General features: G+C 54.7%; 25 protein-coding genes. 12 read left to right on the top strand and 13 right to left on the bottom strand.

Features of this window, described 5'->3' with window-relative positions:
- Positions 1-284 precede the first annotated feature (284 nt).
- Entirely contained in the window at positions 285-1820 is a 1536-nt protein-coding gene (locus N5J69_RS02315) for a SpoVR family protein (RefSeq protein ID WP_150015168.1), read from the top strand.
- Positions 1821-1862: 42 nt separating this feature from the next.
- On the opposite strand, the gene fadR is transcribed toward N5J69_RS02315, so the two are convergent.
- The gene (gene fadR / locus N5J69_RS02320; protein WP_279767818.1) at positions 1863-2582 is read right to left on the bottom strand and encodes a fatty acid metabolism transcriptional regulator FadR; all 720 of its coding nucleotides are present in this window, start codon (positions 2580-2582) and stop codon (positions 1863-1865) included.
- A 460-nt stretch (positions 2583-3042) separates the two neighbouring features.
- Here fadR and dsbB point away from each other — a divergent pair, with 460 nt between their 5' ends.
- Positions 3043-3573 carry a disulfide bond formation protein DsbB gene (gene dsbB / locus N5J69_RS02325; RefSeq protein ID WP_279767820.1) on the top strand — a complete coding sequence of 177 codons (531 nt, stop codon included), beginning with the start codon at positions 3043-3045 and terminating at the stop codon, positions 3571-3573.
- A 72-nt stretch (positions 3574-3645) separates the two neighbouring features.
- Here the strand turns inward: dsbB and N5J69_RS02330 are convergent, their stop codons facing one another.
- The 3 genes from N5J69_RS02330 to N5J69_RS02340 form a co-directional block, all read right to left on the bottom strand.
- The gene (locus N5J69_RS02330; protein WP_061062622.1) at positions 3646-4092 is read right to left on the bottom strand and encodes a YcgN family cysteine cluster protein; all 447 of its coding nucleotides are present in this window, start codon (positions 4090-4092) and stop codon (positions 3646-3648) included.
- Positions 4093-4157: 65 nt separating this feature from the next.
- Positions 4158-4817 (bottom strand): fumarylacetoacetate hydrolase family protein, encoded by a 660-nt coding sequence (locus N5J69_RS02335; protein WP_279767822.1) that lies wholly within the window; start codon positions 4815-4817, stop codon positions 4158-4160.
- Positions 4818-5135: 318 nt separating this feature from the next.
- Positions 5136-5411, bottom strand: a complete 276-nt coding sequence (locus N5J69_RS02340; RefSeq protein WP_279767823.1) for a YcgL domain-containing protein — start codon at positions 5409-5411, stop codon at positions 5136-5138.
- A gap of 155 nt (positions 5412-5566) precedes the next feature.
- On the opposite strand from N5J69_RS02340, the gene minC reads away from it, so the two are divergent.
- From minC to minE, 3 genes are read left to right on the top strand one after another with little or no spacing between them, the layout of a single operon-like run.
- Positions 5567-6280: a septum site-determining protein MinC gene (minC, locus tag N5J69_RS02345; protein WP_279767825.1), complete on the top strand. Its 714-nt coding sequence runs from the start codon at positions 5567-5569 to the stop codon at positions 6278-6280.
- Positions 6281-6313: 33 nt separating this feature from the next.
- Positions 6314-7126 carry a septum site-determining protein MinD gene (gene minD, locus N5J69_RS02350; RefSeq protein WP_003852716.1) on the top strand — a complete coding sequence of 271 codons (813 nt, stop codon included), beginning with the start codon at positions 6314-6316 and terminating at the stop codon, positions 7124-7126.
- Between the two features lie 3 nt (positions 7127-7129).
- Positions 7130-7399 (top strand): cell division topological specificity factor MinE, encoded by a 270-nt coding sequence (minE, locus tag N5J69_RS02355; protein ID WP_008925314.1) that lies wholly within the window; start codon positions 7130-7132, stop codon positions 7397-7399.
- A gap of 53 nt (positions 7400-7452) precedes the next feature.
- On the opposite strand, the gene rnd is transcribed toward minE, so the two are convergent.
- The 7 genes from rnd to N5J69_RS02390 form a co-directional block, all read right to left on the bottom strand.
- On the bottom strand, positions 7453-8574 hold the full coding sequence (gene rnd, locus N5J69_RS02360; RefSeq protein WP_279767827.1) for a ribonuclease D: 1122 nt from the start codon (positions 8572-8574) through the stop codon (positions 7453-7455).
- A gap of 98 nt (positions 8575-8672) precedes the next feature.
- Positions 8673-10349, bottom strand: a complete 1677-nt coding sequence (fadD, locus tag N5J69_RS02365) for a long-chain-fatty-acid--CoA ligase FadD (RefSeq protein ID WP_279767830.1) — start codon at positions 10347-10349, stop codon at positions 8673-8675.
- A gap of 207 nt (positions 10350-10556) precedes the next feature.
- Entirely contained in the window at positions 10557-11153 is a 597-nt protein-coding gene (locus N5J69_RS02370) for a Slp family lipoprotein (RefSeq protein ID WP_279767832.1), read from the bottom strand.
- Between the two features lie 60 nt (positions 11154-11213).
- Positions 11214-11912: a tRNA (adenosine(37)-N6)-threonylcarbamoyltransferase complex dimerization subunit type 1 TsaB gene (gene tsaB, locus N5J69_RS02375; protein ID WP_279767834.1), complete on the bottom strand. Its 699-nt coding sequence runs from the start codon at positions 11910-11912 to the stop codon at positions 11214-11216.
- Positions 11913-11956: 44 nt separating this feature from the next.
- Positions 11957-13873 (bottom strand): ATP-dependent DNA helicase, encoded by a 1917-nt coding sequence (locus N5J69_RS02380; protein WP_279767836.1) that lies wholly within the window; start codon positions 13871-13873, stop codon positions 11957-11959.
- Positions 13874-14100: 227 nt separating this feature from the next.
- Positions 14101-14511: a hypothetical protein gene (locus N5J69_RS02385; protein WP_279767837.1), complete on the bottom strand. Its 411-nt coding sequence runs from the start codon at positions 14509-14511 to the stop codon at positions 14101-14103.
- Positions 14512-15128: 617 nt separating this feature from the next.
- On the bottom strand, positions 15129-15296 hold the full coding sequence (locus N5J69_RS02390) for a hypothetical protein (RefSeq protein ID WP_279767838.1): 168 nt from the start codon (positions 15294-15296) through the stop codon (positions 15129-15131).
- A gap of 329 nt (positions 15297-15625) precedes the next feature.
- Between N5J69_RS02390 and N5J69_RS02395 the strand changes: the two genes are divergently transcribed.
- Both N5J69_RS02395 and N5J69_RS02400 read left to right on the top strand, forming a co-directional pair.
- A complete protein-coding gene (locus tag N5J69_RS02395; protein WP_279767839.1) occupies positions 15626-15985 on the top strand; it encodes a hypothetical protein in 360 nt (119 codons plus the stop codon).
- Positions 15986-16051: 66 nt separating this feature from the next.
- Positions 16052-16396, top strand: coding sequence for a RidA family protein (locus tag N5J69_RS02400; protein ID WP_003852699.1), 345 nt, complete (start codon positions 16052-16054; stop codon positions 16394-16396).
- A 12-nt stretch (positions 16397-16408) separates the two neighbouring features.
- On the opposite strand, the gene N5J69_RS02405 is transcribed toward N5J69_RS02400, so the two are convergent.
- Positions 16409-16603, bottom strand: a complete 195-nt coding sequence (locus N5J69_RS02405) for a YoaH family protein (RefSeq protein WP_279767840.1) — start codon at positions 16601-16603, stop codon at positions 16409-16411.
- A 110-nt stretch (positions 16604-16713) separates the two neighbouring features.
- Here N5J69_RS02405 and pabB point away from each other — a divergent pair, with 110 nt between their 5' ends.
- From pabB to N5J69_RS02425, 4 genes are all read left to right on the top strand, one after another.
- Complete coding sequence (gene pabB, locus N5J69_RS02410) at positions 16714-18093, top strand: aminodeoxychorismate synthase component 1 (RefSeq protein WP_279767841.1); 1380 nt, start codon at positions 16714-16716, stop codon at positions 18091-18093.
- A complete protein-coding gene (locus N5J69_RS02415; protein WP_279767842.1) occupies positions 18077-18640 on the top strand; it encodes a CoA pyrophosphatase in 564 nt (187 codons plus the stop codon). The genes pabB and N5J69_RS02415 overlap by 17 nt, the downstream gene beginning before the upstream one ends.
- A 185-nt stretch (positions 18641-18825) precedes the next feature.
- Positions 18826-20190 carry an L-serine ammonia-lyase gene (locus tag N5J69_RS02420; protein WP_279767843.1) on the top strand — a complete coding sequence of 455 codons (1365 nt, stop codon included), beginning with the start codon at positions 18826-18828 and terminating at the stop codon, positions 20188-20190.
- A gap of 225 nt (positions 20191-20415) precedes the next feature.
- A complete protein-coding gene (locus tag N5J69_RS02425; protein WP_279767845.1) occupies positions 20416-21978 on the top strand; it encodes a cyclic diguanylate phosphodiesterase in 1563 nt (520 codons plus the stop codon).
- A 138-nt stretch (positions 21979-22116) separates the two neighbouring features.
- Here the strand turns inward: N5J69_RS02425 and N5J69_RS02430 are convergent, their stop codons facing one another.
- Positions 22117-23709, bottom strand: coding sequence for a TerC family protein (locus N5J69_RS02430; RefSeq protein WP_279767846.1), 1593 nt, complete (start codon positions 23707-23709; stop codon positions 22117-22119).
- A gap of 509 nt (positions 23710-24218) precedes the next feature.
- On the opposite strand from N5J69_RS02430, the gene manX reads away from it, so the two are divergent.
- Positions 24219-25181, top strand: a complete 963-nt coding sequence (gene manX, locus N5J69_RS02435) for a PTS mannose transporter subunit IIAB (protein WP_279767847.1) — start codon at positions 24219-24221, stop codon at positions 25179-25181.
- Positions 25182-25210: the final 29 nt, after the last annotated feature.

A 25210-nucleotide genomic window follows, 5' to 3' on the forward strand; every position in this document is an offset into this window, starting at 1 on the left:
TTGCAGGAGAATCCTTCAACCCCATACATTCCGCTTATAAACAGGATGATATTCTTTTCCTCAAGACAAAAGCCGAACTAAAGGCGATTAAATTCTCTGCTGCACCCCTCTTAATGATTTTGTGCCAAAGAATTCGTTTGAGTTCGCATTTCGGATAAGCGACAGTGGGCTATCATTGTTGTGTTCGCTCAGTTTTTTTCGGGTTCCCTTTTTCAGGATGAAGCCTTAAATAACCAGAACGGGTTGTCTTTCGGGTCAGCCGGTTTGCAAAAAAGAGGTGCGCTATGACGACAATCTTTGACGAAGCCATCAGAGACAGCAAACGACTCAATGACGGACCAGACTGGACATTCGAACTGCTTGATGTCTATTTAGCGGAGATAGACCGCGTCGCTAAGCTCTACCGGCTTGATACCTACCCGCACCAGATTGAAGTAATTACCTCAGAACAGATGATGGATGCCTATTCCAGCGTCGGCATGCCTATCAACTATTCACACTGGTCATTCGGCAAAAAGTTTATTGAGACCGAACAGCGCTACAAGCATGGTCAGCAGGGTCTGGCCTATGAGATTGTCATCAACTCCAATCCCTGCATCGCCTATCTGATGGAAGAGAACACCATGACCATGCAGGCGCTGGTGATGGCGCATGCCTGTTACGGGCACAACTCCTTCTTCAAAAATAACTATCTGTTCCGCAGCTGGACGGATGCCGGATCGATTGTCGATTACCTGCTGTTCGCCAAAAACTACATCAGCGACTGCGAAGAGCGCTACGGCGTCGAAGAGGTCGAGCGGCTGCTCGACTCCTGCCACGCCTTAATGAATTATGGCGTCGATCGCTATAAACGCCCGCAGAAGATCTCCCTGCAGGAGGAGAAAGCGCGGCAGAAAAGCCGTGAAGAGTATCTGCAGAGCCAGGTGAATACCCTGTGGCGTACGCTGCCCCGGCGTGAAAAAGAGACTGTGGCGTTTGAGGCGGCACGCTATCCGTCTGAACCGCAGGAAAACCTGCTCTATTTTATGGAGAAAAACGCCCCGCTGCTGGAGCCCTGGCAGCGTGAGATCCTGCGCATCGTGCGTAAGGTGAGCCAGTATTTCTATCCACAAAAGCAGACGCAGGTAATGAATGAGGGCTGGGCGACCTTCTGGCACTACACCATCCTTAATCACCTTTATGATGAAGGCAAAGTGTCAGAACGGTTCATGATGGAGTTCCTGCACAGCCACACTAACGTGGTGTATCAGCCACCCTACAACAGTCAGTGGTACAACGGCATCAACCCCTACGCCTTAGGGTTTGCGATGATGCAGGATATTAAGCGTATCTGTCAGTCACCGACCGAAGAAGATCGCTACTGGTTCCCGGATATCGCCGGTTCCGACTGGCTGGAAACCCTGCATTTTGCGATGCGTGAGTTTAAGGATGAGAGCTTTATCAGCCAGTTCCTGTCACCAAAAGTGATGCGTGACTTCCGTCTCTTTACCGTGCTGGATGATGACCGCAATAACTATCTGGAGATCGCCGCCATCCATGATGAGGCGGGCTATCGGGCCATCCGCCAGCAGCTCTCTGCCCAGTACAACCTGAGTAATCTCGAACCGAATATTCAGGTCTATAACGTCGATCTGCGTGGTGACCGCTCGCTGACCCTGCGTTATGTGCCGCAGAGTCGCACGCCGCTCGACAAGAGCCGTCGCGAAGTGCTGAAACACGTGCATCGTCTGTGGGGATTTGATGTGATTCTTGAACAGCAGAATGAAGATGGCAGCGTCGAGCTGCTGGATCGTAACCCGCCCCGCGGTTCTTCGCTCTGATCGACCTGAAAACAAAAACCGGACGCGATGTCCGGTTTTTTTTTAACGTTTGTTGCCGAGGTCGTCGGGCAGGTTCTTCTGCATACTGTGCCAGATTTCTCCGCTGCGGCGGCCATAGTTGCGCACCACGTCCACAATCTCATCCTGTCCTGGCGCTTTGTCGCACAGCGCCAGAAGTGTCAGATAGAAATCACGCGCAACCTGGCGCGCTTCCGCATTAGAGAAGTAATGACGACCTACACGGGTATAGAGGCCTTTCAGGCCGTTCAGGATCAGACCGTAAATCGGATTGCCTGAGGCAAAGGCCAGACCACGGAACACCCGGTAGTCGAGTTCGGTATAAGCATCCGCCTGATCGGCAGCGGCACTTACCGTCTCCAGCACTTCACGCGCTTTGTCAGGATGGTGACGCAGCGCACGGCTGATAAAGATTGATGAAATGTTGCTACGGACTGACAGCAGGTTGTCGATCAGCACCGGTACGCTGTCGTGATCGAGGCGAGCCAGCGTTTCCAGAATATTGAGGCCGGACGTCTCCCAGAAATCGTTCACGCGTGTGGGTTTGCCGTGCTGAATGGTCAGCCAGCCATCCCGCGCCAGGCGCTGCAGCACTTCACGCAAAGTGGTGCGCGTCACCCCAATCAATTCAGAAAGCTCACGCTCAGCAGGAAGAATCGACCCTGGCGGGAAGCGACTGTTCCAGATGCTTTCAATGATATATTCTTCAGCAAATCCCGCTGGACTCTGAGCCTTTATAACCATAGCAATGTGTTCTCGTTGCTTTTCTAATCATGATGGGCACTCATCATACCAGACGCCCTATAGCGGATATAGCCTGCATAACCATTAAAACCGGGCGCAGGCGCATATTTCAGTATGGCTGACAGCGCTGAAGCCGTGGGCGGTTGATCGATTTTCTTCGCCGGAACGGTCAGCCTCGCATCACAGCAAAAGACTCGCCTGAACGCACAGCATTTGCGTACCGCAGCGCCTGCCGTTGCCGTTGCGCGGCCTGCCGATCGCGACCGGCTTTTTCTTCCCTTCGCCATTTTTGCTCTGCTTACCGGGCGGACATCAGCTGGAAGGCCTCTGCTTATTCTTCTGTAACCTGCTCTGGATCAGAATCAGGTCATGTTTGCACACGATTTTTCCCTGCCCCTGGCTGGTTTGCCCGTGCTTTTGGTTTACACTGCGTGGCATTAACGTTTACAGGGAATGCAATATGTTGCGATATCTGAATCAATGTTCTCGTGGTCGCGGAGCCTGGTTATTACTGGCACTGACAGCCCTTGCGCTGGAATTGACGGCACTCTTTTTTCAGCACGTGATGGGACTCAAGCCCTGCGTAATGTGCATCTATGAGCGTAATGCGCTGTTTGGTGTGATGGGCGCAGGTCTGGTGGGCGCGATTGCGCCGAAAACACCGTTACGTCTGGGAGCGCTGGCGTTGTGGATTTACAGTGCGTGGGAAGGTCTGCGTCTCTCTTATGAACACACCATGATTCAGCTGCACCCGAATCCTTTCACCACCTGTGATTTTGCGGCCCGCTTCCCGAGCGGATTGCCGCTGGACAAGTGGCTGCCATCGGTGTTTCTTGCCAGCGGTGACTGTGCAGAACGCAGCTGGACTTTCCTGACGCTCAGCATGCCGCAGTGGATGATTGGGATCTTCGCCGGTTATCTGCTGGTTGCCGTGCTGGTACTGATTGCCCAGCTTTTTAAACCCAAACGTCGCGATCTGTTTGGTCGTTAAAACGTCCCGAAGCTGAGATCAAAAAAGGCTGCCACTGGCAGCCTTTTTACGCTCCGCATGATGCCGCGGCGCTTAGCCGTTGCGATCGGGACGATCGATAATGTGATCTTCCCAGTCCCGCACTTCACTCTCCCGCACCGCAATATAACGCACCGAAATACGCTGCGCATGCATCGCGGTTTTCGAGCCAGCCCGCAGCGGATGCCAGGCCGGTAACCCTTTGCCCTCACCCAGCAGCCGGTAAGCGCAGGTGCGCGGCAGCCAGTTAAAGGTGGTCAGATTTTCGCGCGTCAGCTTGATGCAATCCTCTTCTAACTCGAAGCGGCGCTCATAGTTGCGGCACTGGCAGGTTTTAATATTGAGCTGGTTGCAGGCGACGTTAGTGAAATAGATCTCATCGGTGTCGGCGTCCTGCAATTTGTTCAGGCAACACTGGCCACAACCATCACACAAGGATTCCCATTCCTCATCGCTCATTTGTGCCAGGCGTTTTTGTTGCCAGAAAGGGGTGTCTGTCATGATGATTTATCCGGGTTGTGCCTGAAACGCACCTTATAAAGCCTATGCTGCGGTGATGCAAGTTTTTAGAGCACGCGGGTGCGGATGCCATGCCCCGCCAGCGACACTTCCAGCTGGTCGCCCGAGCGCATCGGCCCCACACCTTCTGGCGTCCCGGTAAGAATGATATCGCCAGCACGCAGCGTAAAATAGTGGCTCATATGTGCAATCAGCGGCAGGATTTTGTGCATCATGTCCGCCGTATTGCCCTGCTGACGGACTTCTCCATTGACCACCAGTTTAAGCTCAACATTCTGTGGGTCATCACTGAATTCGGCGACCGGGATAAAACCGGAGACAGGACAGGCGTTATCAAAACCTTTCGATTTTTCCCACGGCTGACCCGCTTTCTTCAGCCGGGACTGCAGGTCACGCAGCGTCAGATCCAGCGCCACACCGTAGCCTGCAATCGCTTTAGCCACGTGTTCCTCGGTTGCCTGCTTCAGGGTGGCACCAATCAGCACCGCCAGTTCAACTTCATGATGCACTTCACCAAATGCGTCGGGAATGGAGAGCGGCTGGCGCAAATCACACAGTGCTGTTTCCGGCTTGATAAAGATCACCGGTTCGGTGGGGGTAGCACTGCCCATCTCTTTAATGTGTTTTGCATAATTACTGCCGACGCAAACCACTTTGCTGACCGGAAAATCTAACAGAGCGCCTTGCCAGTTATGATGCTGATACATGCTCATCCCCTGTTCAGGTTAGGTGTAATGCCAGCGCGGCTGGCGGATTGATGTTTGCTGATGCGTTGATCGAAATGCCCGTATGACAGCGTGATAATAAGATCCTTTTAACCATCCGGGGTGCGGAATTTGTCAAAAAGCGTAAATGATGCTGCTGGCTTGCTGAATAATCGTACAAATAAGGGCGCGAAATTCCGGACTGGGAATTTAAACAGGGGTAAGACAGATAAGCTGCACAGTTAATTTTGCGCAGCTTCAGAGCAATATTATCCCCGGAGGATAGCAGCGACAGGATTTATATTTACAGAAGAATCCGAGTTAAACTTTTTTATCGGCCTCTAAATGAATTTTTAGCAGACTTTCTATCGGCGGTGGCAGCTGTAAATAATAGCCCTGCTCACTCAATCCCTGCTTAACTTTATTGATATCCGCATTTGCCAGCCTGTCGCGGCCCTCCAGCTTTAGCACCATAGCCAGCTGCGGCTTGCCAAATCCTTTCAGCAATTCTTCCGGAACGCGCGAGAAATCGTCCTTTTTTTCAACATAGAGATAAGTCTGGTCACGTAACGGGCTTCTGTAGATCACACAAAACATATTTTTTACTCGAATTAACCGGCGTTGAGGCTTGTCTGAATATAGCTGTAACTATAACATGCTTGCAGAACTTCGAATATTCACCGTTAGCGCTTCAACGATGATTTTATCATCGCCAGGCTAACGGTAGTGAAAACAGGACTGAGTCGGGACAGATGTCGCAAACGCCAATCGAATTCAAAGGTAGCAGTTTCACCCTGTCTGTCGTCCATTTGCATCACCATGACCCTGCGGTGATTCGCAAGGCACTCCAGGACAAGATTGACCAGGCTCCCGATTTCCTGAAAAACGCCCCGGTGGTGCTTAACGTCTCGGCATTGAGTGCCGATGTTAACTGGAAACAGCTACAGCAGGCGATTCTTGCTACCGGTTTACGCATTGTCGGCGTAAGCGGCTGCAAAGATGATGCACTGAAACGTATGATCGCCCTTGCAGGACTGCCGGTACTGGCAGAAGGCAAAGAGGCCAGACCGCGCGCCGACGCGCCGCAGTCGCCCCCCCTGCCTGAGCCGACGCCGGTTGTAACCGAAACGGCGGCCGCGAAAACCCGCATCGTGAACACCCCGGTGCGCTCAGGCCAGCAGATTTATGCGCGTGACGCCGACTTAATTATCACCAGCAGCGTCAGCGCCGGTGCCGAACTGGTCGCTGATGGCAACATACATATTTACGGCATGATGCGCGGTCGCGCCCTGGCGGGTGCCAGCGGTGACCGCAACTGCCAGATTTTCTGTACTAACCTGGCCGCTGAGCTGGTCTCGATTGCCGGGGAGTACTGGATCATGGATCAGATCCCGCAAGAATTTTTTGGTAAAGCTGCGCGTCTGTGCCTGCAGGATGGCGCGCTGACTATCCAGACACTTAATTAGGCCCCTTTTCTTTTGTTAAGGAAATCAACATTTATGGCACGCATTATTGTAGTTACATCCGGTAAAGGGGGCGTTGGTAAGACCACGTCAAGCGCGGCCATCGCCACCGGTTTAGCGCAGAAAGGCAAGAAAACGGTTGTGATCGACTTCGATATCGGTCTGCGTAACCTGGATTTGATCATGGGCTGTGAACGCCGTGTGGTCTACGACTTCGTTAACGTTATCCAGGGCGATGCCACGCTGAACCAGGCGCTGATTCGCGACAAACGCACTGAGCAACTCTACATTCTGCCTGCATCGCAGACCCGTGATAAAGACGCGCTGACCCGTGAAGGTGTTGAGAAAGTCCTGAACGATTTAGCCGCGATGGAGTTCGATTTCATCGTCTGTGACTCACCCGCAGGCATTGAAACCGGCGCACTGATGGCACTCTATTTTGCTGATGAAGCCATTATCACCACCAACCCGGAAGTCTCTTCTGTCCGCGACTCCGACCGTATCCTCGGCATCATCTCTTCTAAATCCCGTCGCGCTGAAAACAGTCAGGACCCGGTGAAGGAGCATCTGCTGCTGACCCGTTATAACCCTGGCCGGGTGAACCGTGGCGATATGCTGAGCATGGAAGATGTGCTGGAAATCCTGCGCATTCCTCTGGTCGGTGTGATCCCTGAAGATCAATCCGTGTTACGTGCCTCCAACCAGGGCGAACCGGTGATTCTTGACGGCGAATCTGATGCTGGCAAAGCCTATGCCGATACCGTTGAACGGTTACTCGGTGAAGTACGCCCCTTCCGCTTTATTGAAGAAGAGAAGAAGGGTTTCCTGAAACGCCTGTTCGGGGGATAAACCATGGCATTACTTGATTTCTTTTTATCCCGGAAGAAGAACACTGCCAACATAGCCAAGGAAAGGCTGCAGATTATCGTGGCAGAACGGAGAAGGGGCGACAGTGAGCCCCACTATCTTCCGCAACTTAAGCGCGACATTCTGGAAGTGATTTGCAGATATGTGAAGATCGATCCAGAAATGGTAACGGTACAGCTCGATCAGAAAGGTGATGACATCTCAATTCTGGAGCTGAACGTGACGCTGCCGGAAACGGATGAAGTGACTAAATGACGCTAACCGTTTCCTGAATTTCCCCTGCGCGTTGGCAGGGGAAATTTAACCGGTTAACAACCCGCCAGAATCTCATCAATGCCGGGCTTCAGCAGTTCGCCCCGCCATCCGGTCAGTAGCTCCGGCTGACGTCCCTGTGGCTTCAGGCCCCAGTGCAGGCTTAATACCTGATTAATCTGACGTCGTGACGCCAGTAACTCCTGACTGAATCCACTCTGCTCGCTCACCTGCTGCACCAGCGCTTTCATCGCCTTAAACACCTGCTTGTAGTGCGGATGGTCGATCAGATTGCCCAGCGGAGCGGGAAGTTCAGTTTCATCCAGCGCCTCAGCCTCGGCCACCAGTGCCACCAGCGTTTTGCCGTGGAAACGAATTTCGTGGCCTGACAGCCCCAGATGATCCAGCTCGCCCAGAGAGCCGGGCATAAAGCGTGCGACTTTCCACAGATGCTCTTCGCGCACCACAAAGTTAACCGCCATATCCTTTTCACGCGCCAGTTTCAGACGCCAGGCCGCCAGTCGCTGCAGTGCCGCCAGCTGACGCGGACGCAGTTGCCAGGCGTTGGTGATATCCCGCCAGGCTTCATCCGGCGACAGGCTATCCAGACGACGCTGGCAAAGGTTGTCGCACTCACTGAGTGCCGCCGCCATGTTGCCAGCCTCTTCCGTGTTGGTCATCAGCTGACGGGCAATCGGCAGCAGATAGTGAACGTCTGCCGCCGCATACTCGCACTGGCGCTGGGTCAGAGGACGCGCCAGCCAGTCGGTGCGTGATTCACTCTTATCCAGCTCAACCTGCGTGAAATGCGCCACCATTGAAGCAAAGCCCCATGACAGTGGCTGACCGGAGAAGGCTGCCAGAATCTGGGTGTCGATCATCGGCGCTGGCAGCACGCCGAAACGGTGCAGGAAGACTTCCAGATCTTCGCCTCCGGCATGCAGGAACTTCGTGACGCGGGTATCCGTCAGCAAAGTAACAAAGGGTGACCAGTCGCGGATATTCAGCGGGTCAATGAGCACCAGTTGCTGATCGTCGAACAGCTGGATCAGCCCAAGCTGTGGGTAGTAGGTGCGGGTGCGGACAAATTCGGTGTCCAGTGCTACCGCTGCGTGCTGACGGGCTTTCTGACACACGTCTGCCAGTTGATCATCCTGGTCGATAAGGGAATAGTTCACGTCTGATTTCCACCGCAGCCAACAACGCGCGGCGCTCCATGTTAAAAACAACAAAAACGCCGGGCATGCCGGCGTTCAACCTCAATTCAGGTACCGCGTTAATTCGCGCCGGGTTTCACCTCGTCGCGCAGTTCACGCCGCAGGATCTTGCCAACGTTGGTTTTCGGTAATTCATCACGAAATTCAATGATTTTTGGCACTTTGTAACCGGTCAGCTGGCGGCGGCAGTGATCGAGCACCTCTTCTTTGGTCAGCGACGCCTCTTTTTTCACGATGCAGACTTTTACCGCTTCGCCAGAAAGATCGCTGGGCACGCCGATTGCCGCAGCTTCACGCACTTTAGGGTGCTGCATCAGCACATCTTCAATTTCATTCGGATAGACATTAAAACCTGAGACCAGAATCATATCTTTTTTGCGGTCAACGATGCGAATAAAGCCTTCCTGATCAACGGTAACAATATCACCGCTGTGGAGCCAGCCATTTTTCAGCACTTCCGCTGTCGCTTCCGGATGCTGCCAGTAGCCCAGCATCACCTGCGGACCGCTGATACAGAGCTCACCCGGCTCACCCGGCAGCACGTCGTTTCCGGCTTCATCCAGAATCCGCACATCGGTCGAAGGAACCGGCAGGCCGATACTGCCCGTATGACAGCTGATGTCATAGGGATTGACTGACACCAGCGGCGAACATTCGGTCAGACCATAGCCTTCCAGCAGATAGTGTCCTGTGAGCTTTTCCCAGCGTTCCGCCACCACTTTCTGCACCGCCATTCCGCCACCTGCGGACAGACGCAGCGTCGAAAAGTCGAGTTTAGTAAACTGCTCATCGTTGAGCAGCGCATTAAACAGCGTATTCACACCGGTAATGGCGGTAAACGGAAATTTCGCCAGCTCTTTAACAAAGCCGGGAATATCGCGAGGATTCGTAATCAGCAGATTCTGGCCGCCCAGCTCAAGGAAAAGCAGGCCATTCACGGTTAACGCGAAGATGTGGTAAAGCGGCAGCGCGGTAACGACAAACTCTTTTCCGTCACGCAGCACTTTGCCGTAGGTCGCACGGGTCTGCTCCAGATTCGCCTGCATGTTACGATGCGTCAGCATCGCCCCTTTTGCCACACCGGTGGTGCCGCCGGTGTATTGCAGAAAGGCGAGATCGTCATTGGAAACCACGGGGCGTTGATAATTGAGCGTCGCGCCCGTTTCCAGTACCTGACGAAACGAAATGGCCCCCGGCAAATGGTACTTTGGAACCAGTTTCTTAACATACTTGACGACAAAGTTAACCAGCGTCGCTTTTATCGGTGCCAGCTGATCGCCCATCCGGGTCAGGATGACGTGCCGGACGGCAGTTTCCGCCACTACTTTTTCCAGGGTATGCGCAAAATTTGAGACGATGACGATGGCGCTGGCCCCGCTGTCATTGAGCTGATGCTTCAGCTCACGCGGCGTGTAGAGCGGATTCACATTGACCACCACCATACCGGCGCGCAGCACACCAAACAGGGCCACCGGATATTGCAGTAAGTTCGGCATCATCAGTGCCACCCGGTCACCCGCTTTCAGACCCAGCTCCTGCTGGAGATAGGCGGCAAAGGCCCGGCTCTTCTCTTCCAGCTGACGATAACTCATCTTCTGACCCATGTTCAGGAACGCGGGTTGATCGGCGTAGCGTTTTACGGCCTGCTCAAACAGATCCACCAGCGAGGTGTAACGATCTGCACTTATTTCGGCAGGCACATCTGCCGGGTAGCGTTTCAGCCAAACCTTATTCAAGGATCCACCCCGATAATTATGTTGTATGTCCATCGCTGCCTCAGCCAATCTGGTTTGTTAACAATATTTTAACTGATTGTACCAGTTTGCCTGTTTCGGCATGTTGAGGTTGCGAAGTGCATCACTAAATTTCTTGCTGTGAAAACAGTCAAATAAAAAGCCCGGCAGCGAGCACCGCGACCGGGCTGGATAAAATCATTTTTGCGCTTATTCGGTCAGAATAGTTTGCACCTCTGAGGGTCCGGTATTGACCATGCCCCAGTAAGGATTTGGCCCCCAGTATCCGCCGCGATGGCGGGTCGGACCATACCAGATCCAGGGATCGATAGGCTGTGGTGGCGCGGTGACCTGCTGAGCAATCCGCCAGCGCTGATAACCGCGCACATCAATGACCGCAAACTTATAATCGGCCTCACCAATTTTACCCTGCTCCGTTCCCTTCAGCGTACCCAGCACGGTGACGTACTGGTTTCTGACATCCACCGGATCAACAAAACCGTGAATGTCAGCATAAATCCGGCCCACCGAGGCGGCACCCAGACGCGGTCTGGCGCTCTCATCCAGCGGCTGTGCCGCAATCTCAAGCCGGGTTTTGCCGTTCAGGTTAGTGACATTCACTACCTTGCCGCCAAAGCGCGATTCCTGCCCGACAAAGAGCGAAGGATCGCTCATCACCCGCAACAGATCCTGCTGCGGCTGAGGGGAGCTGCCCTGCAGCGTGTCAGGAATTGAGACACAACCGGTTAACGCCAGCACACAGGTCAGCAGCAGACCTGAAAGCCCTTTACCACACATTGACGACATAGACGTTCTCCCGTTAGGTAAAGACTTAGACTGGACGCAGAACAATAAGTTGCGTGCATTTTACCGGCCAGGTAATTTTTTCCAGGCGACTTCATTTCGCAGATACGTCGGCTCTGCTGTTTCCGGCAACAGCGTATTTCCCTGCGCCAGCGCCAGGGCCGCCAGCGGCAGCATATCCTGGGCCGCAGGCAGTGTGACGTCACTGGCGTTCAGCGTCAGATTGTGTCCCTGCTGAAGGGCCGGGTAAGCCTGCCAGCCGGTGCCTGCGGTCATCCACTCACCCGAAAGCGCCTGCATCCGGGCCAGTGCCGCCTCGGGCGACAGCACGCTTTCGCTGGCCTCGCCCTGCCAGGCACCCTGCTCATCACGCTGATATTCGGCCCAGTAGACTTCGCCCATCCGCGCATCAATCGCGGTTAATACCCGGGTTGCCCCGTGCAGACGCCAGGCCCCTTCCGCCAGCGTCGCCAGGGTGGAAACCGCAATCATTGGCAGTAAGGCACCCAGCGCCAGTCCCTGCGCGATACCAATACCAATCCGCACGCCGGTAAAACTGCCAGGCCCCCGACCAAAAGCGAGCGCGTCCAGTTCGGTCAGTTCCAGCTGCTGCGCCAGCAGAAGCTCCTCGACCAGCGGCAGAATACGCTGTGTATGATCGCGCGGGGCAATTTCGAATCGGGCATCAATCTGTTGCTGATTCAGCAACGCGGCTGAACAGGCTTCTGTCGCCGTATCCAGCGCTAATATTCGGGCTGACATGACTACCTCAGAAGAAAGAAAACGGCGCGCATATTAGCATAAAATTATGCGTCTGGTTCGGGTTGCTGGCGGATAAAGGCGATGGCTCGGGCAATGTCGCGGGTGCGCGGCGTTGGCGGCAGGCTGTTCAGGAACAGCGCGCCGTAAGGTCGTGATACCAGACGCTGATCGCAAATCACCAGTACCCCACGATCGTCCGTGTCACGAATTAAACGTCCCACGCCCTGCTTCAGGGTGATGACCGCATCCGGCAACTGCACATCAGCGAAGGGATCGCCGCCGCGAATCCGGCAATCTTCCATTCTGGCTTTGAGCAGCGGATCTTCCGGTGAGGTGAACGGCAGCTTATCGATGATCACCAGCGATAGCGCATCACCCCGCACATCGACCCCTTCCCAGAAACTGCTGGTCGCCACCAGCAGCGCATTGCCCTTTTCGATGAACTGCTTCAGTAACTGACCTTTACTGGTTTCACCCTGCACCAGCACCGGCAGGGTCATTGAAGCGCGAAATTCTGCTGCCAGTTCTCGCATCATCAGGTGCGACGTACAAAGAAAGAAACAGCGGCCTTTATTCGCATCGATCAGCGGCTTCATCATCGCGGCCAGCTGTCGTGCGCCACCGGGACGGTTAGGTTCAGGAAGGTTGCGCGGTACGCAGAGCAGTGCCTGCTTCGCAAAATCAAACGGGCTGTTCAGAATCAGGCTCTTTGCCGCATTCACACCCAGTCGTTCGGCGAAATGGGCCATTTTCTCATCCACCGCCAGCGTGGCCGATGTAAAAATCCAGGCCGCTTTGCGATTATCCATCACCTCACGGAAGCGTTCTGCCACCGAGAGCGGCGTCAGCGCCAGGATAAAGTGACGTGAGGTACATTCATACCAGTAGCTATAGCCCGGTTCGTTAATCGCCCGCAGCCGTTTTAACCGGCCACGATACAGTGCCGCCCGCTCAAAAGCGGCATCCAGCAGGGCTGAACGGCCCAGTGAGAGTTTTATGACGTCGTAACAGAGCTCAAGGGCGTCATCCAGCAGCGTAAACATACGCAGTATCTGGTTATCACTCAGCAGTTCGCGCAGATTGCCCCGATAGCCAGGGTCGCCTAATGACAGGCGGAAATCCTGCGCACATTGCGCCAGACGATCGGCCGATTTCTGCAGCTGTTGGGCATCACGCACTTCGGTGCGGTAGGCGGTAATAATATCTTTGGCGAGATCGAGTAACTGACGGCTGGAGAGCTGCTGGCCAAAATACTGACTGGCGATATCAGGCAGCTGATGCGCTTCATCGAAAATCATCACATCCGCTTCGGGAATCAGTTCACCAAAGCCGCCCTCTTTCACCACCAGGTCAGCGAGAAACAGATGGTGGTTTACGACCACCACATCGGCGTCCATAGCACGTTTACGTGCCCTGACCACGAAACACTCTTTGTAGCGCGGACAATCGGTGCCAAGGCAGTTATCGTTGGTGCTGGTGACCAGCGGCCAGACCGGGCTGTCCTCTGTCACGCCTGCACAGCTGCTGATGTCGCCATCTTCCGTCTGTGATGACCAGCTACGCAGCGTCACCAGATCGGTCAGGGCCTGCACGGTGAGATCGCCACCCGCCATTGACTGCTGTTCCATGCGTTCCAGACAGAGATAGTTGGATCGCCCTTTCAGCAAGGCAGTTTTCCCTTTGAACTTCAGCGCCTTGATCATGGTGGGCAGATCGCGGGCATAGAGCTGATCCTGCAGCGCTTTGGAACCGGTGGAGACAATGACTTTTTTACCGGCCCGCAAAGCGGGTGCCAGGTAAGCATAGGTTTTACCGGTGCCGGTGCCGGCTTCAACCACCAGTTCACCCTGCTGTTTTACGGCTTCGGATACCGCCTGCGCCATCTCACGTTGTGCTTCACGCGGCTTAAAGCCTGCGATCGCCCGCGCCAGTGCGCCATCCACTGCAAAATCGTCTGCCACATACCCTCACTAAGAACGGCAAAAACACTGTAATTATGTCAGTATTGGATTAACAAAGCAAAATGAAGCAATATCAACAGGTTATCAATTTTACAGACCCATTAGAACACGCTTACTTCCCCTGCATTCATGGCTGGCGGGCCGCTGAAACGATGCGCGTGCCGCCCTGCCAGCGGCATGTAAAGCGAACGGGTAGCTAAGGTTGACCGGTTTCGTCGCTGTGTTAATTAATGGCACCAGCGCCGGATTCGCTTTATCAGCTTTAACATCACCGCAACCGCGACCAGATTGTTCTCCTCATTGCTATTGAAACACTGGGCTTCAGGGGGAAAGGTGTGCCCAATGTTCGGGTTTAGACCCGATACAGGAAAATGATCCTGACACAGTGTGACCTTTTCGCTCACGGGACCGGGGTCATCTTCCTCACTGTTTTTCTGAGGGGTGCGCCCCGTGATAATGCCCTTATCAGCGGAAGTGTGATAAGCCAGATCAGAAGGCTGAAAATGTTCCTGCTCCGGATTTGTAATTTTAACTGATGGCTGAGACCCGTCTTCGCAGGTCCAGTGCAGCTCCTTTGCGCCTGCTGCGCTGATGGACGAAAGCGCCATAGCCAGACTTAAGATTTTCAGGTTATCCATTTTTTCCCTGCTTAATAAGCAAATGTGCAGCAGGAATACTATGCCTGTCAGCTTTACGTCAGCAAGGCGACAGCATTCAGTCAGACCAGAATGGAATAAATAACGAGTTTATAATTTTCATTAATGTTAATTAACGTGAAATATTTGTAGCCGAATTGTTTCTACGTGTTTTTGCGAGGATTAAAGCCACGCTTCTGCCTGAGGAAATATACCGGGCAGCAAAACGGAATAAGGCATTAACGCGTGGAGAAAGTGGCGAATCGATGCGGGGAACTAAAGTGAGAAACCGCAAAACTGCGTGCTGGCGGTTTTGCGGTGTAAGCCCGGAAGAAGAGAGGTACTCAGACAGCCATCTTTATCGGACGGCTACACATCCTTTTCTGACAGATCGTCTTCCTCATCCTCTTCTTCATCTTCCGGATAGATCTCAGCATCATCTGGCAGCGGTTCATCGTAATCAGGACGTTCAGACATAGTTACCTCCGGTGATAAATAGCCGTGCTGCTATTTCAACTGAGCATAGCTAACCGACATCGGAGGCCGCACATTTTCCGCCTGAAATGTGAGCAAGGCGTGAAATTGCTGTAACGGACTGAAAATGATCAGACGGTGTCGCGCTAGTGGCTTATGTAAAGCGCGCCTGCCAGCATAATGACGAACAGGACAGCAAAGGTGATAACGCCCTGCTTAGTGCCTTTGGATAATCCTACAAACGCCGCGATAACAATAAACAGCAGCGTCAGTGCGCCAGCCATAACCCAAAACAGATACTGCGTATTCGCCATGTTCTCATCCTCAACCTGTGGCGTTATCGTGGGGCGGATTTATAACATTTTTATGCCGTCACTGCCCTCACTTCCTTGTCCCGGCCCGCCTGTTAACGTGAGTGGCTTGTGCCTTCCGCAACACCCGTCAGCCCGACAGTGTGATGCAGGTATCAAATGCAGTGGAACGCAGCGAGGAAATAACCGCCCGGATTATAATGATTAAATCAGCTTACCGTTGGGATGAAGCCCCCACAGGCTGACGTGCTGAGACTGGCAAAACATTGCTTTTCTGGCGATGTTTTGCAGATGGCCTTAACCCGACTGCCTGACTCAGGCGGAGGCATGTTATGAACTCTTTCCGCATCGGCTCACTGGCTGGCGTGCTGCTTATTTGCGGCTGCCAGGCACCCACGCCCGATCAGGCTCGTCTGCAGGCACCCGTTTTTCAGGGTCAAAGCACCCGTAGCGTTCCTCAGCTCAGCGACTGTATCTATCGTGGCTGGTCCACCACCAGCGTTATTGCCCGCGATAACACCACACACACCCAGCCTGATGGCAGCAGGATCAGCGTTTTTACCTGGGAAGATTCGATTTTTGCTGATGTCTCACCCCGCCATAAAGGGGCGGACGTAAAATATTTCACCACTTTCCGCATGTCTCCACAGGTGATGGCGGACAGACAGGCCATTGTTGAGCGCTGCCTGTAAGCGTAAGGGGTGACAGCGATGTGAGGAGTATGCCAGGCTAATGCGCAACTAACCAGGGAGAAACCGATGAGTATTACCCGCATTGACCCGGAACATCGTATGTCAGAGGCCGTGATCCATAACGACACCATCTACTACACCAGCGTGCCTGAAAATCTGGATGCTGATGCAGAAGCGCAGACCGCCAATGCCCTGGCGGTGATTGATGCGATTCTGACCCGGCTCGGCAGCGATAAAAGCAAAATTCTTGATGCCACACTGTTTCTGGTGGATAAAGCCGATTTCCCTGCCATGAACCGGGCCTGGGACGCCTGGGTTTCACCGGGCAATGCGCCGGTGCGCTGTACGGTTCAGGCCGGGCTGCTGAATCCAAAGTACAAAATCGAAATTAAAATCATCGCCGCACGTTAATTGTACCGGGCGTTATTCTTCTTCAGGTTTTTCATCTTCGTCGTCGAATAACGCCCGAATCTGTTCGCCCTTGTGATTCTGCCGGATTTCCTGCGCCACCTGGGCGATAGCTTCGCCGCTTGATAAACCACCCGCCATCAATTCCTGGATACGTTCGACAGCCTGCTGTTGTTGCTCATGTGAGAGAGCCGGTAATCCTGTAAACATGTTTTACTCCTGCATTGGGGCCGACAGTATCCCACGCGGAACTAACAGGTGCCAGTCGGGAAAAAATATGTCAGTCTGACCGCCTCTTTGCTTTCTGATTTGTCTGCCCGATGATTGTTGAAACCCTCACGCTTGATTATACCCCGGATGCGCTGACACAGCGTTTTGCCACCCTTGCCCATCTGCCCTGGGCAATGCTGCTCTCCTCCGCGCAGGCCAGCCACAGCGACAACCGCTTTGATATTCTGACCGCCGATCCCCGCGCCACGCTGGTGACCCGTGGGCCAGTGACTACCGTGAGCGACGCAACCGGCATAACCGAATCAACCGACGATCCCCTGCTGCTGCTGCAGCAGCAGTGTGATGCACTGGGCGTCACGCCCGTTGCCAGCGAAGCCCTGCCGTTTCAGGGTGGGGCACTGGGTCTGTTTGGCTACGATCTGGGCCGCCGGTTTGAGTCGCTTCCTCAGCAGGCGGTGGCCGATCTCACCACCCCGGATATGGCGGCCGGGATCTATGACTGGGCATTGATTGCCGATCATCATCAGCAAACCCTGACGCTGGTGGCGTTGCAGAACGTGCAGGAGCGTGCCGCCTGGCTGGCGCAGTGGCCTACACGCGACGTCGTGCCCTTTTCACTGACCAGCGGCTGGCGTTCTAATATGAGCTATGCCGAATATGCCGCGCGCTTTGCCGCCGTTCAGGCCTATATTCAGGCGGGTGACTGCTACCAGGTTAATCTGGCGCAGCGTTTTCAGGCCGGATATCAGGGCGATGAGTGGCAGGCATTTACCCTGCTCAATGCAGCTAACCGTGCGCCGTTCAGCGCGTTCCTGCGTTTGCCGGAAAGTGCCATCCTTAGCCTGTCGCCGGAGCGCTTCCTGTCGCTGAATCAAAACCAGATTGAAACCCGCCCCATAAAAGGAACCCGGCCACGCTGTGCCGATCCGGTTGCGGATGTGCAACAGGCTGAAGCACTTCGCCATGCGGAGAAAGATCGGGCTGAAAACCTGATGATTGTCGATTTGCTGCGTAACGATATTGGCCGCGTGGCGCTGCCCGGCTCGGTGACGGTGCCGGAACTGTTTGTGGTTGAACCCTTCCCCGCCGTACACCATCTGGTGAGCACGGTGCGGGCGCAGCTGCCTGACACCCTGCGGGCCACCGATCTGCTCCGTGCCTGCTTCCCCGGCGGCTCCATTACCGGCGCGCCCAAGATTCGTGCGATGGAGATTATTGATGAACTGGAGCCGCAACGGCGTAATGCCTGGTGCGGCAGCATCGGCTATCTCAGCCTGTGTGGCCGGATGGATACCAGCATCACGATCCGTACGCTGATCGCCGAAGGCCAGCAGCTCTACTGTGCCGCGGGTGGCGGGCTGGTGGCAGACAGCGATCCTGAAGCGGAGTATCAGGAAACGCTTGATAAAGTCAGCCGGATTTTACCGGCACTGGAACAGGCAGGAGGGTCGATTGGCGCTGACGCTTGAGGTTTTCCGCAGTCGCTTTTTGCTGCAGCAGCCTGCCCGCAGCACGCAGCGTCTCTCCGGGCGTCATGCCGCAGTGCTGGTGCCCATCGTGGCGCGGCATGAACCCGGTCTGTTGCTGACGCAGCGCTCGCACGCCCTGCGCAAACACGCCGGACAGGTCGCCTTTCCCGGTGGGATGCAGGATGACACCGACGCCTCGCTCATCGCCACCGCACTGCGTGAAGCACAGGAAGAGGTTGGCATCGATCCACAGCGGGTCGAGATTTTAGGCGCGCTGCCCGCCGTGACCAGCAGCACCGGCTTTCAGGTCACGCCGGTACTGGGCATTATCCCGGCTGACCTGCACTTAACCATCAATCCCGATGAGGTGAGCAGTGCCTTTGAGATGCCGCTGGCAGAGGCGTTGCAGCTCAGCCGCTACAGCGCGCTGGAGGTGCATCGGGCGGGCGTCCGTCATCCGGTCTGGCTGTCGCGCTATCAGGATTATCTGGTGTGGGGCATGACGGCAGGAATTATCCGTTCCCTGAGTACGCAGATCGCATTCTGAGACCTTTCCTGCTGTTTTCACCCTTCCAGCCCGTCAGCGACCTGCCGGGCTGCGCTATAATTTTTTCTATCTCTTTTGATAAGTTTATTTCATGCGAAAAGCTGCTCTTTTCCGGTGCATGACCATTACTATGGGCGCCATAAACTGCCCCGGCAGACTGAGAATAAATGTGAGGAGTGTCACCTGTGATTAGTGTTTTCGACATGTTCAAAGTGGGCATCGGTCCCTCAAGTTCGCATACTGTCGGCCCGATGAAGGCGGGTAAACAGTTTGTGGATTTGCTGTGCGAACAGGAGAAACTGCAGGAGGTGACCCGAATTGCCGTGGATGTTTACGGTTCTCTGTCGCTGACCGGCAAAGGACATCACACTGATATTGCCATTATTATGGGTCTGGCTGGCGAATCGCCGGACACGGTAGACATTGATGCCATCCCCGCATTTATCAAAGATGTCGAACAGCGTGAGCGGCTGCTGCTGGCGAAAGGCGCGCACGAAGTCGATTTCCCGCGCGAAGGTGGCATGGTGTTCCGCAGTGAGAACCTCTCGCTGCATGAAAATGGCCTGCGCTTGCTGGCGTTTGCGGGCGACCTGCTGATCCTGTCAAAAACCTACTATTCCGTGGGCGGCGGTTTCATTGTCGATGAAGAGCACTTCGGGCAGTCAGCGCTGGATGAAGTGTCAGTGCCCTGGCCGTTCCACTCCGCCCGGGATCTGCTGGCTCACTGCCGTGAAACCGGCCTGTCGCTGTCGGGCCTGGTGATGAAAAATGAGCTGGCGCTGCACAGCCGCGATGAGATCAACGCCTATTTCGCGACGATCTGGCAGACCATGCAGGCCTGTATCGACCGGGGTCTGAATACCGAAGGCGTGTTGCCGGGACCGCTGCGCGTGCCACGTCGTGCCGCCTCTCTGCGTCGCCTGCTGACCTCCTCCACCAAGCACTCCAGCGATCCAATGATTGTTATCGACTGGATCAATATGTACGCGCTGGCCGTCAACGAAGAGAATGCCGCCGGTGGTCGCGTGGTGACCGCGCCGACGAACGGTGCCTGCGGTATCGTGCCTGCGGTGCTGGCTTACTACGATCACTTTATCGAGCCGGTGACGCCCGACATTTTTCTGCGCTATTTCCTCGCCTCTGGTGCCATTGGCGTGCTGTACAAAATGAACGCTTCGATTTCAGGCGCGGAAGTGGGTTGTCAGGGTGAAGTGGGTGTTGCCTGTTCGATGGCGGCGGCCGGTCTGGCAGAACTGCTGGGCGGCAGCCCGGAACAGGTGTGCGTTGCTGCTGAAATTGGCATGGAGCATAACCTTGGGCTGACCTGTGACCCGGTGGCGGGTCAGGTTCAGGTGCCCTGCATTGAACGTAATGCTATCGCCTCGGTTAAAGCCATTAACGCGGCGCGCATGGCGCTTCGCCGCACCAGCGAACCCCGCGTCTCGCTGGATAAAGTCATTGAGACCATGTATGAGACCGGCAAGGATATGAACGCGAAATACCGTGAAACCTCCCGTGGTGGTCTGGCGATTAAAGTTCAGTGTGATTAAGCGAAACGCTAAGTTGTTTAAATAACGTGCAAACGTAATAAAATCCGCATCCTGCGCTATCTCAGCGCAGGTTTACACGGTAGAGTGTTTTCCGCGCAGCCGTCCGGTTTGCGCAGCTTTCCAGACCCGCTTTTCTGCATTCCGGCCTCAATATTGACCTGGCCGTGCCGATACTAACCCCGTTATTTTTTGCTTTTTTCAGGCTATATGGGAAGGTGGATACTGATGTTTATGGCCCAGCAATTTGTTGGACAATTCAGACGCAAGCGTTTGCTGATCGCACTGTCAATTGCCACCGTGGTGCTGATCGTCACGCTGGCCTTTCGCTATATCGAAGAGAAGTCACGTATTGAACAGCAGGCGATGGATTTCGCCGATAAAGCGATTATGCGGTTCGACCGGATGTTTTCACCGCTGGAAGTGTCAGCCAGCAACACGCTGGGCCTGGTAGGCGTCCCCTGTCAGGACGTGCGTTTTCCGCTCATCGAAAAAATCTCTTCGCTGCAGACGGTTCGTGCCATTCTGCTGGTCGATAACGACATGCTCTACTGCTCCAGTATTTACGGCCCGCGCACTATCCCGTTCAGCCAGACTTACCCCGGCCTTGCCTTCAACAATCAGCGTATGGCCCTGTCAACCGATCAATATCTGCTGAAAGGCTCGCCGGTGTTACTGCTGTGGACGCCAAAGAGCCTGGATAACCGTTCGGGAATATTGCAGGTCATCAACATTGAAATGATGAGCAACTATCTGCTGGAACCGCAGTTGCCCTGGGTAGAACGCGCGGTGTTTAACGTCAATGGTGAGAGCCTGGAGTATGGCAATCCGCTGATTGAGCCAACGGTGCCCTCAGATGACGAAGTGAGCTATGAGCAGGGGTCGCTGCGCTACCCTTTTACGCTCACCCTCTATGGCCCCTCCCCGACACGGCTGGCGCTGGCGACACTTCCCTCACAGCTGCCGCTGGCGCTGCTGCTGAGCCTGCTGATGGGCTACATCATCTGGCTGGCGACAGCGAATCGCATGAGCCTTAGCTGGCAAATCAGTTATGGCATTACGGCCCGTGAGTTCATGGTTTATTGCCAGCCGCTGATCAACAGCAAAAGCGGCGAGTGCGACGGGATAGAACTGCTGCTGCGCTGGCACAATGCCCGACAGGGCTGGATCGCACCGGATGTCTTTATTCCCCTGGCGGAGCGCCAGAACCTGATCAAGCCGCTGACGCGCTTTGTGCTGAACGAGGTAGTGAGACAGCTGCCTCAGTTACCCGATGCGCCCGCGTTTCATATCGCCATCAATGTTGCCGCCAGCCATTTCCGCGACCGCGCCATTCTGGAAGATCTGCAGAACCTGTGGTGGCCTGCCAGTCCGGTGCAAAAACTGGTGGTGGAACTGACTGAGCGCGACGCTCTGCCGGTTGTCGATCAGTCGGTCATTGCACAACTTCACGAGATTGGCGTCCGGCTGGCAATTGATGACTTTGGCACCGGTCACAGCTCGCTCTCCTACCTGAAAGATTTGCAGCCAGACGTGCTCAAAATCGACAAGATTTTCACTGCAGCCATCGGCACAGATGCCATTAACGCCACGGTAACCGATATGGTGATTTCGCTGGCCCAGCGCCTGAATATCAGCCTGGTGGCCGAAGGGGTGGAAACGGCTGAACAGGCGGCTTATCTGCGCGAACGCGGGGTAGATCACCTGCAGGGCTACTATTTTGCCCGTCCGATGCCACTGGAGGATTTTCCGGCCTGGCTGAAGCAGCATCAGGCAGACGCCCGCACTTAACAGCGGCAACCGTGCCACTTCCCCGGCCTTAACACGTCACACCACCGACGAAAAAAAGCCGCAGCGTTAAGCAGCGGCTGTCGGGAAAATTCAGCGCGACCGGTTTAGCCTGCCGCGCCCCGGCAATAACGTGAACCGTTACGCCTCTTCATCCTCGTCATGCGGTTTATCTTTCGTCACACGCACCAGATCAATACGGTAGTCCGTCGCTTCAATAATCTGGAAGTGCAGCGGAGTGATATCAATCACATCACCGGGAAGCGGTAACTGCCCTTTCTTCTCAATCAGCAGGCCCGCCAGCGAGGCGTGATCTTCTGCCGGATCGACCAGCTCATGGAAGTCGAGCAACTGCTGCAGCGAGTGCAGATCGGTTCCGCCTTTCACTAACCAGCCATCGCCATCGGCAACAATATCAGGCGTTTCATCTTCATCCGGGAATTCACCCGCAATCGCTTCCAGCACGTCCAGCGGGGTAATCAGGCCCTGAACCACACCAAACTCATTGGTGACAATCACGAAACTGCCCCTGGCACGACGCAGCACGCCAAGCAGGTTGATTGGATCCAGCGTCTCTGGCACCACAATGGTCGGCGTATTGGCCGCAAAGGTTGCCACATCCACACCCTGTTCCAGCGCCACCAGCAGTTCTTTAGCGCGCACCACACCCACAATTTCATCCAGCTCACCCCGGCAGACCGGGAACAGGCTGTGAGGGGTATCCAGCAGCTGACCGCGAATCTCATCTACCGGACGATTCGCATCGACCCAGGAGATTTCACCACGCGGCGTCATAATGCTGCGAATTGAGCGGGAAGCCAGCGTCAGTACGCCATTAATCATGTAACGCTCTTCATCTTTAAACGCTTCCTGCGGCATCGCTTCCGCCAGCGCAGACTCTTCACTGCTGCTGGTGTTACCGTTGCTGCTGCCATTGCTGGCCGTCTGGGCGCGGTTGCGGCCCCCCATCAGCCGTAAGATCGCTTCTGCGGTGCGCTCACGCATCGGGCGATTCGACTGATGGCGAATAAAGTTACGACGCGCAATCTGGTTGAACAGCTCAATCAGAATTGAGAAGCCAATCGCTGCATAGAGGTAGCCTTTAGGAATATGGAAACCAAAGCCTTCTGCCACCAGTGACAGACCAATCATCAACAGGAAGCTCAGACAGAGCACCACCACGGTCGGATGCGCGTTAACGAAGTTAGTTAACGGCTTAGACGCCAGCAGCATCACACCCATCGCAACCACCACGGCAGTCATCATCACCGGCAGGTGGTTCACCATCCCTACAGCGGTAATAACAGCATCCAGCGAGAAGACCGCGTCCAGCACGACAATCTGCAATACCACTGCCCAGAAACTGGCATATCCCCGGTTTGCCGAACCATCAAGCTGACGGTTCTCCAGCCTCTCGTGCAGTTCCATCGTCGCTTTGAACAACAGGAAGAAACCCCCGAACAGCAGGATTAAATCACGCCCGGAAAAACTGAAACCGCCTACGCTGAAGAGAGGCGTGGTCAGGGTGACGATCCAGGAGATCAGCGACAACAGGCCCAGACGCATGACCAGCGCCAGCGACAGGCCAATAAGGCGTGCTTTATCACGCTGCTTTGGTGGCAGTTTGTCGGCCAGGATGGCAATAAACACCAGGTTGTCGATACCGAGTACGATTTCCAGCACGATGAGCGTCAGTAAACCCGCCCAGATTGAGGGGTCGAATAAAAATTCCATTATTTATGACTCCAGAACAGGGAACAGATCGAGCCGGTGCCTGTCAGCGCAGCGAAGCGTGACATCCGGGTAGTCGGGAAAGCGGTGAAAACGCCGCGAGGCGAAGAGTGACGCGCCAGCAGGCGCAAAGAACAGATTAAGCGACGTCGGTGACGATCCATAAAGGTGGGCTGAAGCCCGTTACTCCTGAGTAATAAACAGAACGTTAATGTATCAGGTCGGCAAAATGCGTCAAAAAATTTTCTTATTTTTACAATCTGCATAATGGATGATCGGGCGCATAAAAGCGGTAAAGCACCTGCTTACGGGATGAATAACTGACAGACATCACATAATTTATTTTTTCGATCACTAAAATAAATCGCGACTTTACCGCCTTGATGAAGTTAACCCCTGTTTTTACGACGCTATATCAGATAGCAGGACTCACGGGTTATACGAATAATCAAAATATGTCTCACTACAGTTCATTTACTCAGATGAGCATCTCTAGCGAACGGAGGTAGCACGTGACCATTGCGATTGTAATTGGTACACACGGCTGGGCAGCGGAACAACTGCTGAAAACAGCAGAAATGCTGTTAGGCGAGCAGGAGAATATCGGCTGGATAGACTTTGTCCCCGGTGAAAACGCAGAAACGCTGATTGAAAAATATCAGGCACGACTGGCAGAGCTGGATACCCGCCAGGGGGTACTGTTCCTGGTTGATACCTGGGGTGGCAGCCCGTTTAACGCGGCCAGCCGCATTGTTGTCGACAAGCCACAGTATGAGGTCATCGCCGGGGTCAATATCCCGATGCTGGTTGAAACCCTGATGGCGCGCGATGACAACCCAGAGTTTGATGAACTGGTGGCCGTGGCGGTGGAGACCGGTCGTGAAGGGGTCAAAGCCCTGAAAGCGAAAGAGGACGCACCGGCTCCGGCTGCGGTAAAACCCGCCGCCGCTGCACAACCGGCTAAACCAATGGCACCCGGTGACCACATGAAAATCGGGCTGGCGCGCATCGACGACCGCCTGATTCATGGGCAGGTTGCGACGCGCTGGACAAAAGAGACGAACGTTCAGCGTATTATCGTGGTCAGCGACGACGTCGCCAACGATCACGTGCGCAAAACCCTGCTGACGCAGGTCGCCCCGCCCGGCGTGACCGCGCATGTGGTGGATGTCGATAAAATGGTGCGGGTGTGGAATAACCCGAAATATGGTCAGGATCGGGTCATGCTGCTGTTTACCAATCCCACCGATGTGCTGCGCGTCGTCGAACAGGGTGTGGATATTAAAACGGTCAACATTGGCGGGATGGCGTTCCGCCAGGGGAAAACCCAGGTCAATAATGCGGTCTCGGTTGATGAAAAAGATATCGCCGCCTTTCGCAAACTCAATGAACGCAATATTGAACTGGAAGTGCGTAAAGTCTCCAGTGACCAGAAACTGAAAATGATGGATCTGATTGCGAAAGTTAACGCGTAACAGAAGCACTTCTGCGCCTGCGTTTCCGG

The sequence above is a fragment of the Pantoea sp. GD03673 genome (genome assembly GCF_029844725.1).
Taxonomy (GTDB): domain Bacteria; phylum Pseudomonadota; class Gammaproteobacteria; order Enterobacterales; family Enterobacteriaceae; genus Pantoea.

Bases quoted from the DNA above. Each gene is read 5' to 3' on its own strand.
- N5J69_RS02425 (WP_279767845.1), top strand. From the start codon at position 20,416: ATGTTTATGGCCCAGCAATTTGTTGGACAATTCAGACGCAAGCGTTTG.
- N5J69_RS02395 (WP_279767839.1), top strand. From the start codon at position 15,626: ATGAACTCTTTCCGCATCGGCTCACTGGCTGGCGTGCTGCTTATTTGC.
- N5J69_RS02330 (WP_061062622.1), bottom strand. From the start codon at position 4,092: ATGACAGACACCCCTTTCTGGCAACAAAAACGCCTGGCACAAATGAGC.
- minC (WP_279767825.1), top strand. From the start codon at position 5,567: ATGTCGCAAACGCCAATCGAATTCAAAGGTAGCAGTTTCACCCTGTCT.
- N5J69_RS02315 (WP_150015168.1), top strand. From the start codon at position 285: ATGACGACAATCTTTGACGAAGCCATCAGAGACAGCAAACGACTCAAT.
- dsbB (WP_279767820.1), top strand. From the start codon at position 3,043: ATGTTGCGATATCTGAATCAATGTTCTCGTGGTCGCGGAGCCTGGTTA.
- N5J69_RS02370 (WP_279767832.1), bottom strand. From the start codon at position 11,153: ATGTCGTCAATGTGTGGTAAAGGGCTTTCAGGTCTGCTGCTGACCTGT.
- minE (WP_008925314.1), top strand. From the start codon at position 7,130: ATGGCATTACTTGATTTCTTTTTATCCCGGAAGAAGAACACTGCCAAC.
- N5J69_RS02430 (WP_279767846.1), bottom strand. From the start codon at position 23,709: ATGGAATTTTTATTCGACCCCTCAATCTGGGCGGGTTTACTGACGCTC.
- N5J69_RS02335 (WP_279767822.1), bottom strand. From the start codon at position 4,817: ATGTATCAGCATCATAACTGGCAAGGCGCTCTGTTAGATTTTCCGGTC.
- N5J69_RS02340 (WP_279767823.1), bottom strand. From the start codon at position 5,411: ATGTTTTGTGTGATCTACAGAAGCCCGTTACGTGACCAGACTTATCTC.
- N5J69_RS02390 (WP_279767838.1), bottom strand. From the start codon at position 15,296: ATGGCGAATACGCAGTATCTGTTTTGGGTTATGGCTGGCGCACTGACG.
- fadR (WP_279767818.1), bottom strand. From the start codon at position 2,582: ATGGTTATAAAGGCTCAGAGTCCAGCGGGATTTGCTGAAGAATATATC.
- N5J69_RS02385 (WP_279767837.1), bottom strand. From the start codon at position 14,511: ATGGATAACCTGAAAATCTTAAGTCTGGCTATGGCGCTTTCGTCCATC.
- N5J69_RS02405 (WP_279767840.1), bottom strand. From the start codon at position 16,603: ATGTTTACAGGATTACCGGCTCTCTCACATGAGCAACAACAGCAGGCT.
- minD (WP_003852716.1), top strand. From the start codon at position 6,314: ATGGCACGCATTATTGTAGTTACATCCGGTAAAGGGGGCGTTGGTAAG.
- N5J69_RS02400 (WP_003852699.1), top strand. From the start codon at position 16,052: ATGAGTATTACCCGCATTGACCCGGAACATCGTATGTCAGAGGCCGTG.
- pabB (WP_279767841.1), top strand. From the start codon at position 16,714: ATGATTGTTGAAACCCTCACGCTTGATTATACCCCGGATGCGCTGACA.
- tsaB (WP_279767834.1), bottom strand. From the start codon at position 11,912: ATGTCAGCCCGAATATTAGCGCTGGATACGGCGACAGAAGCCTGTTCA.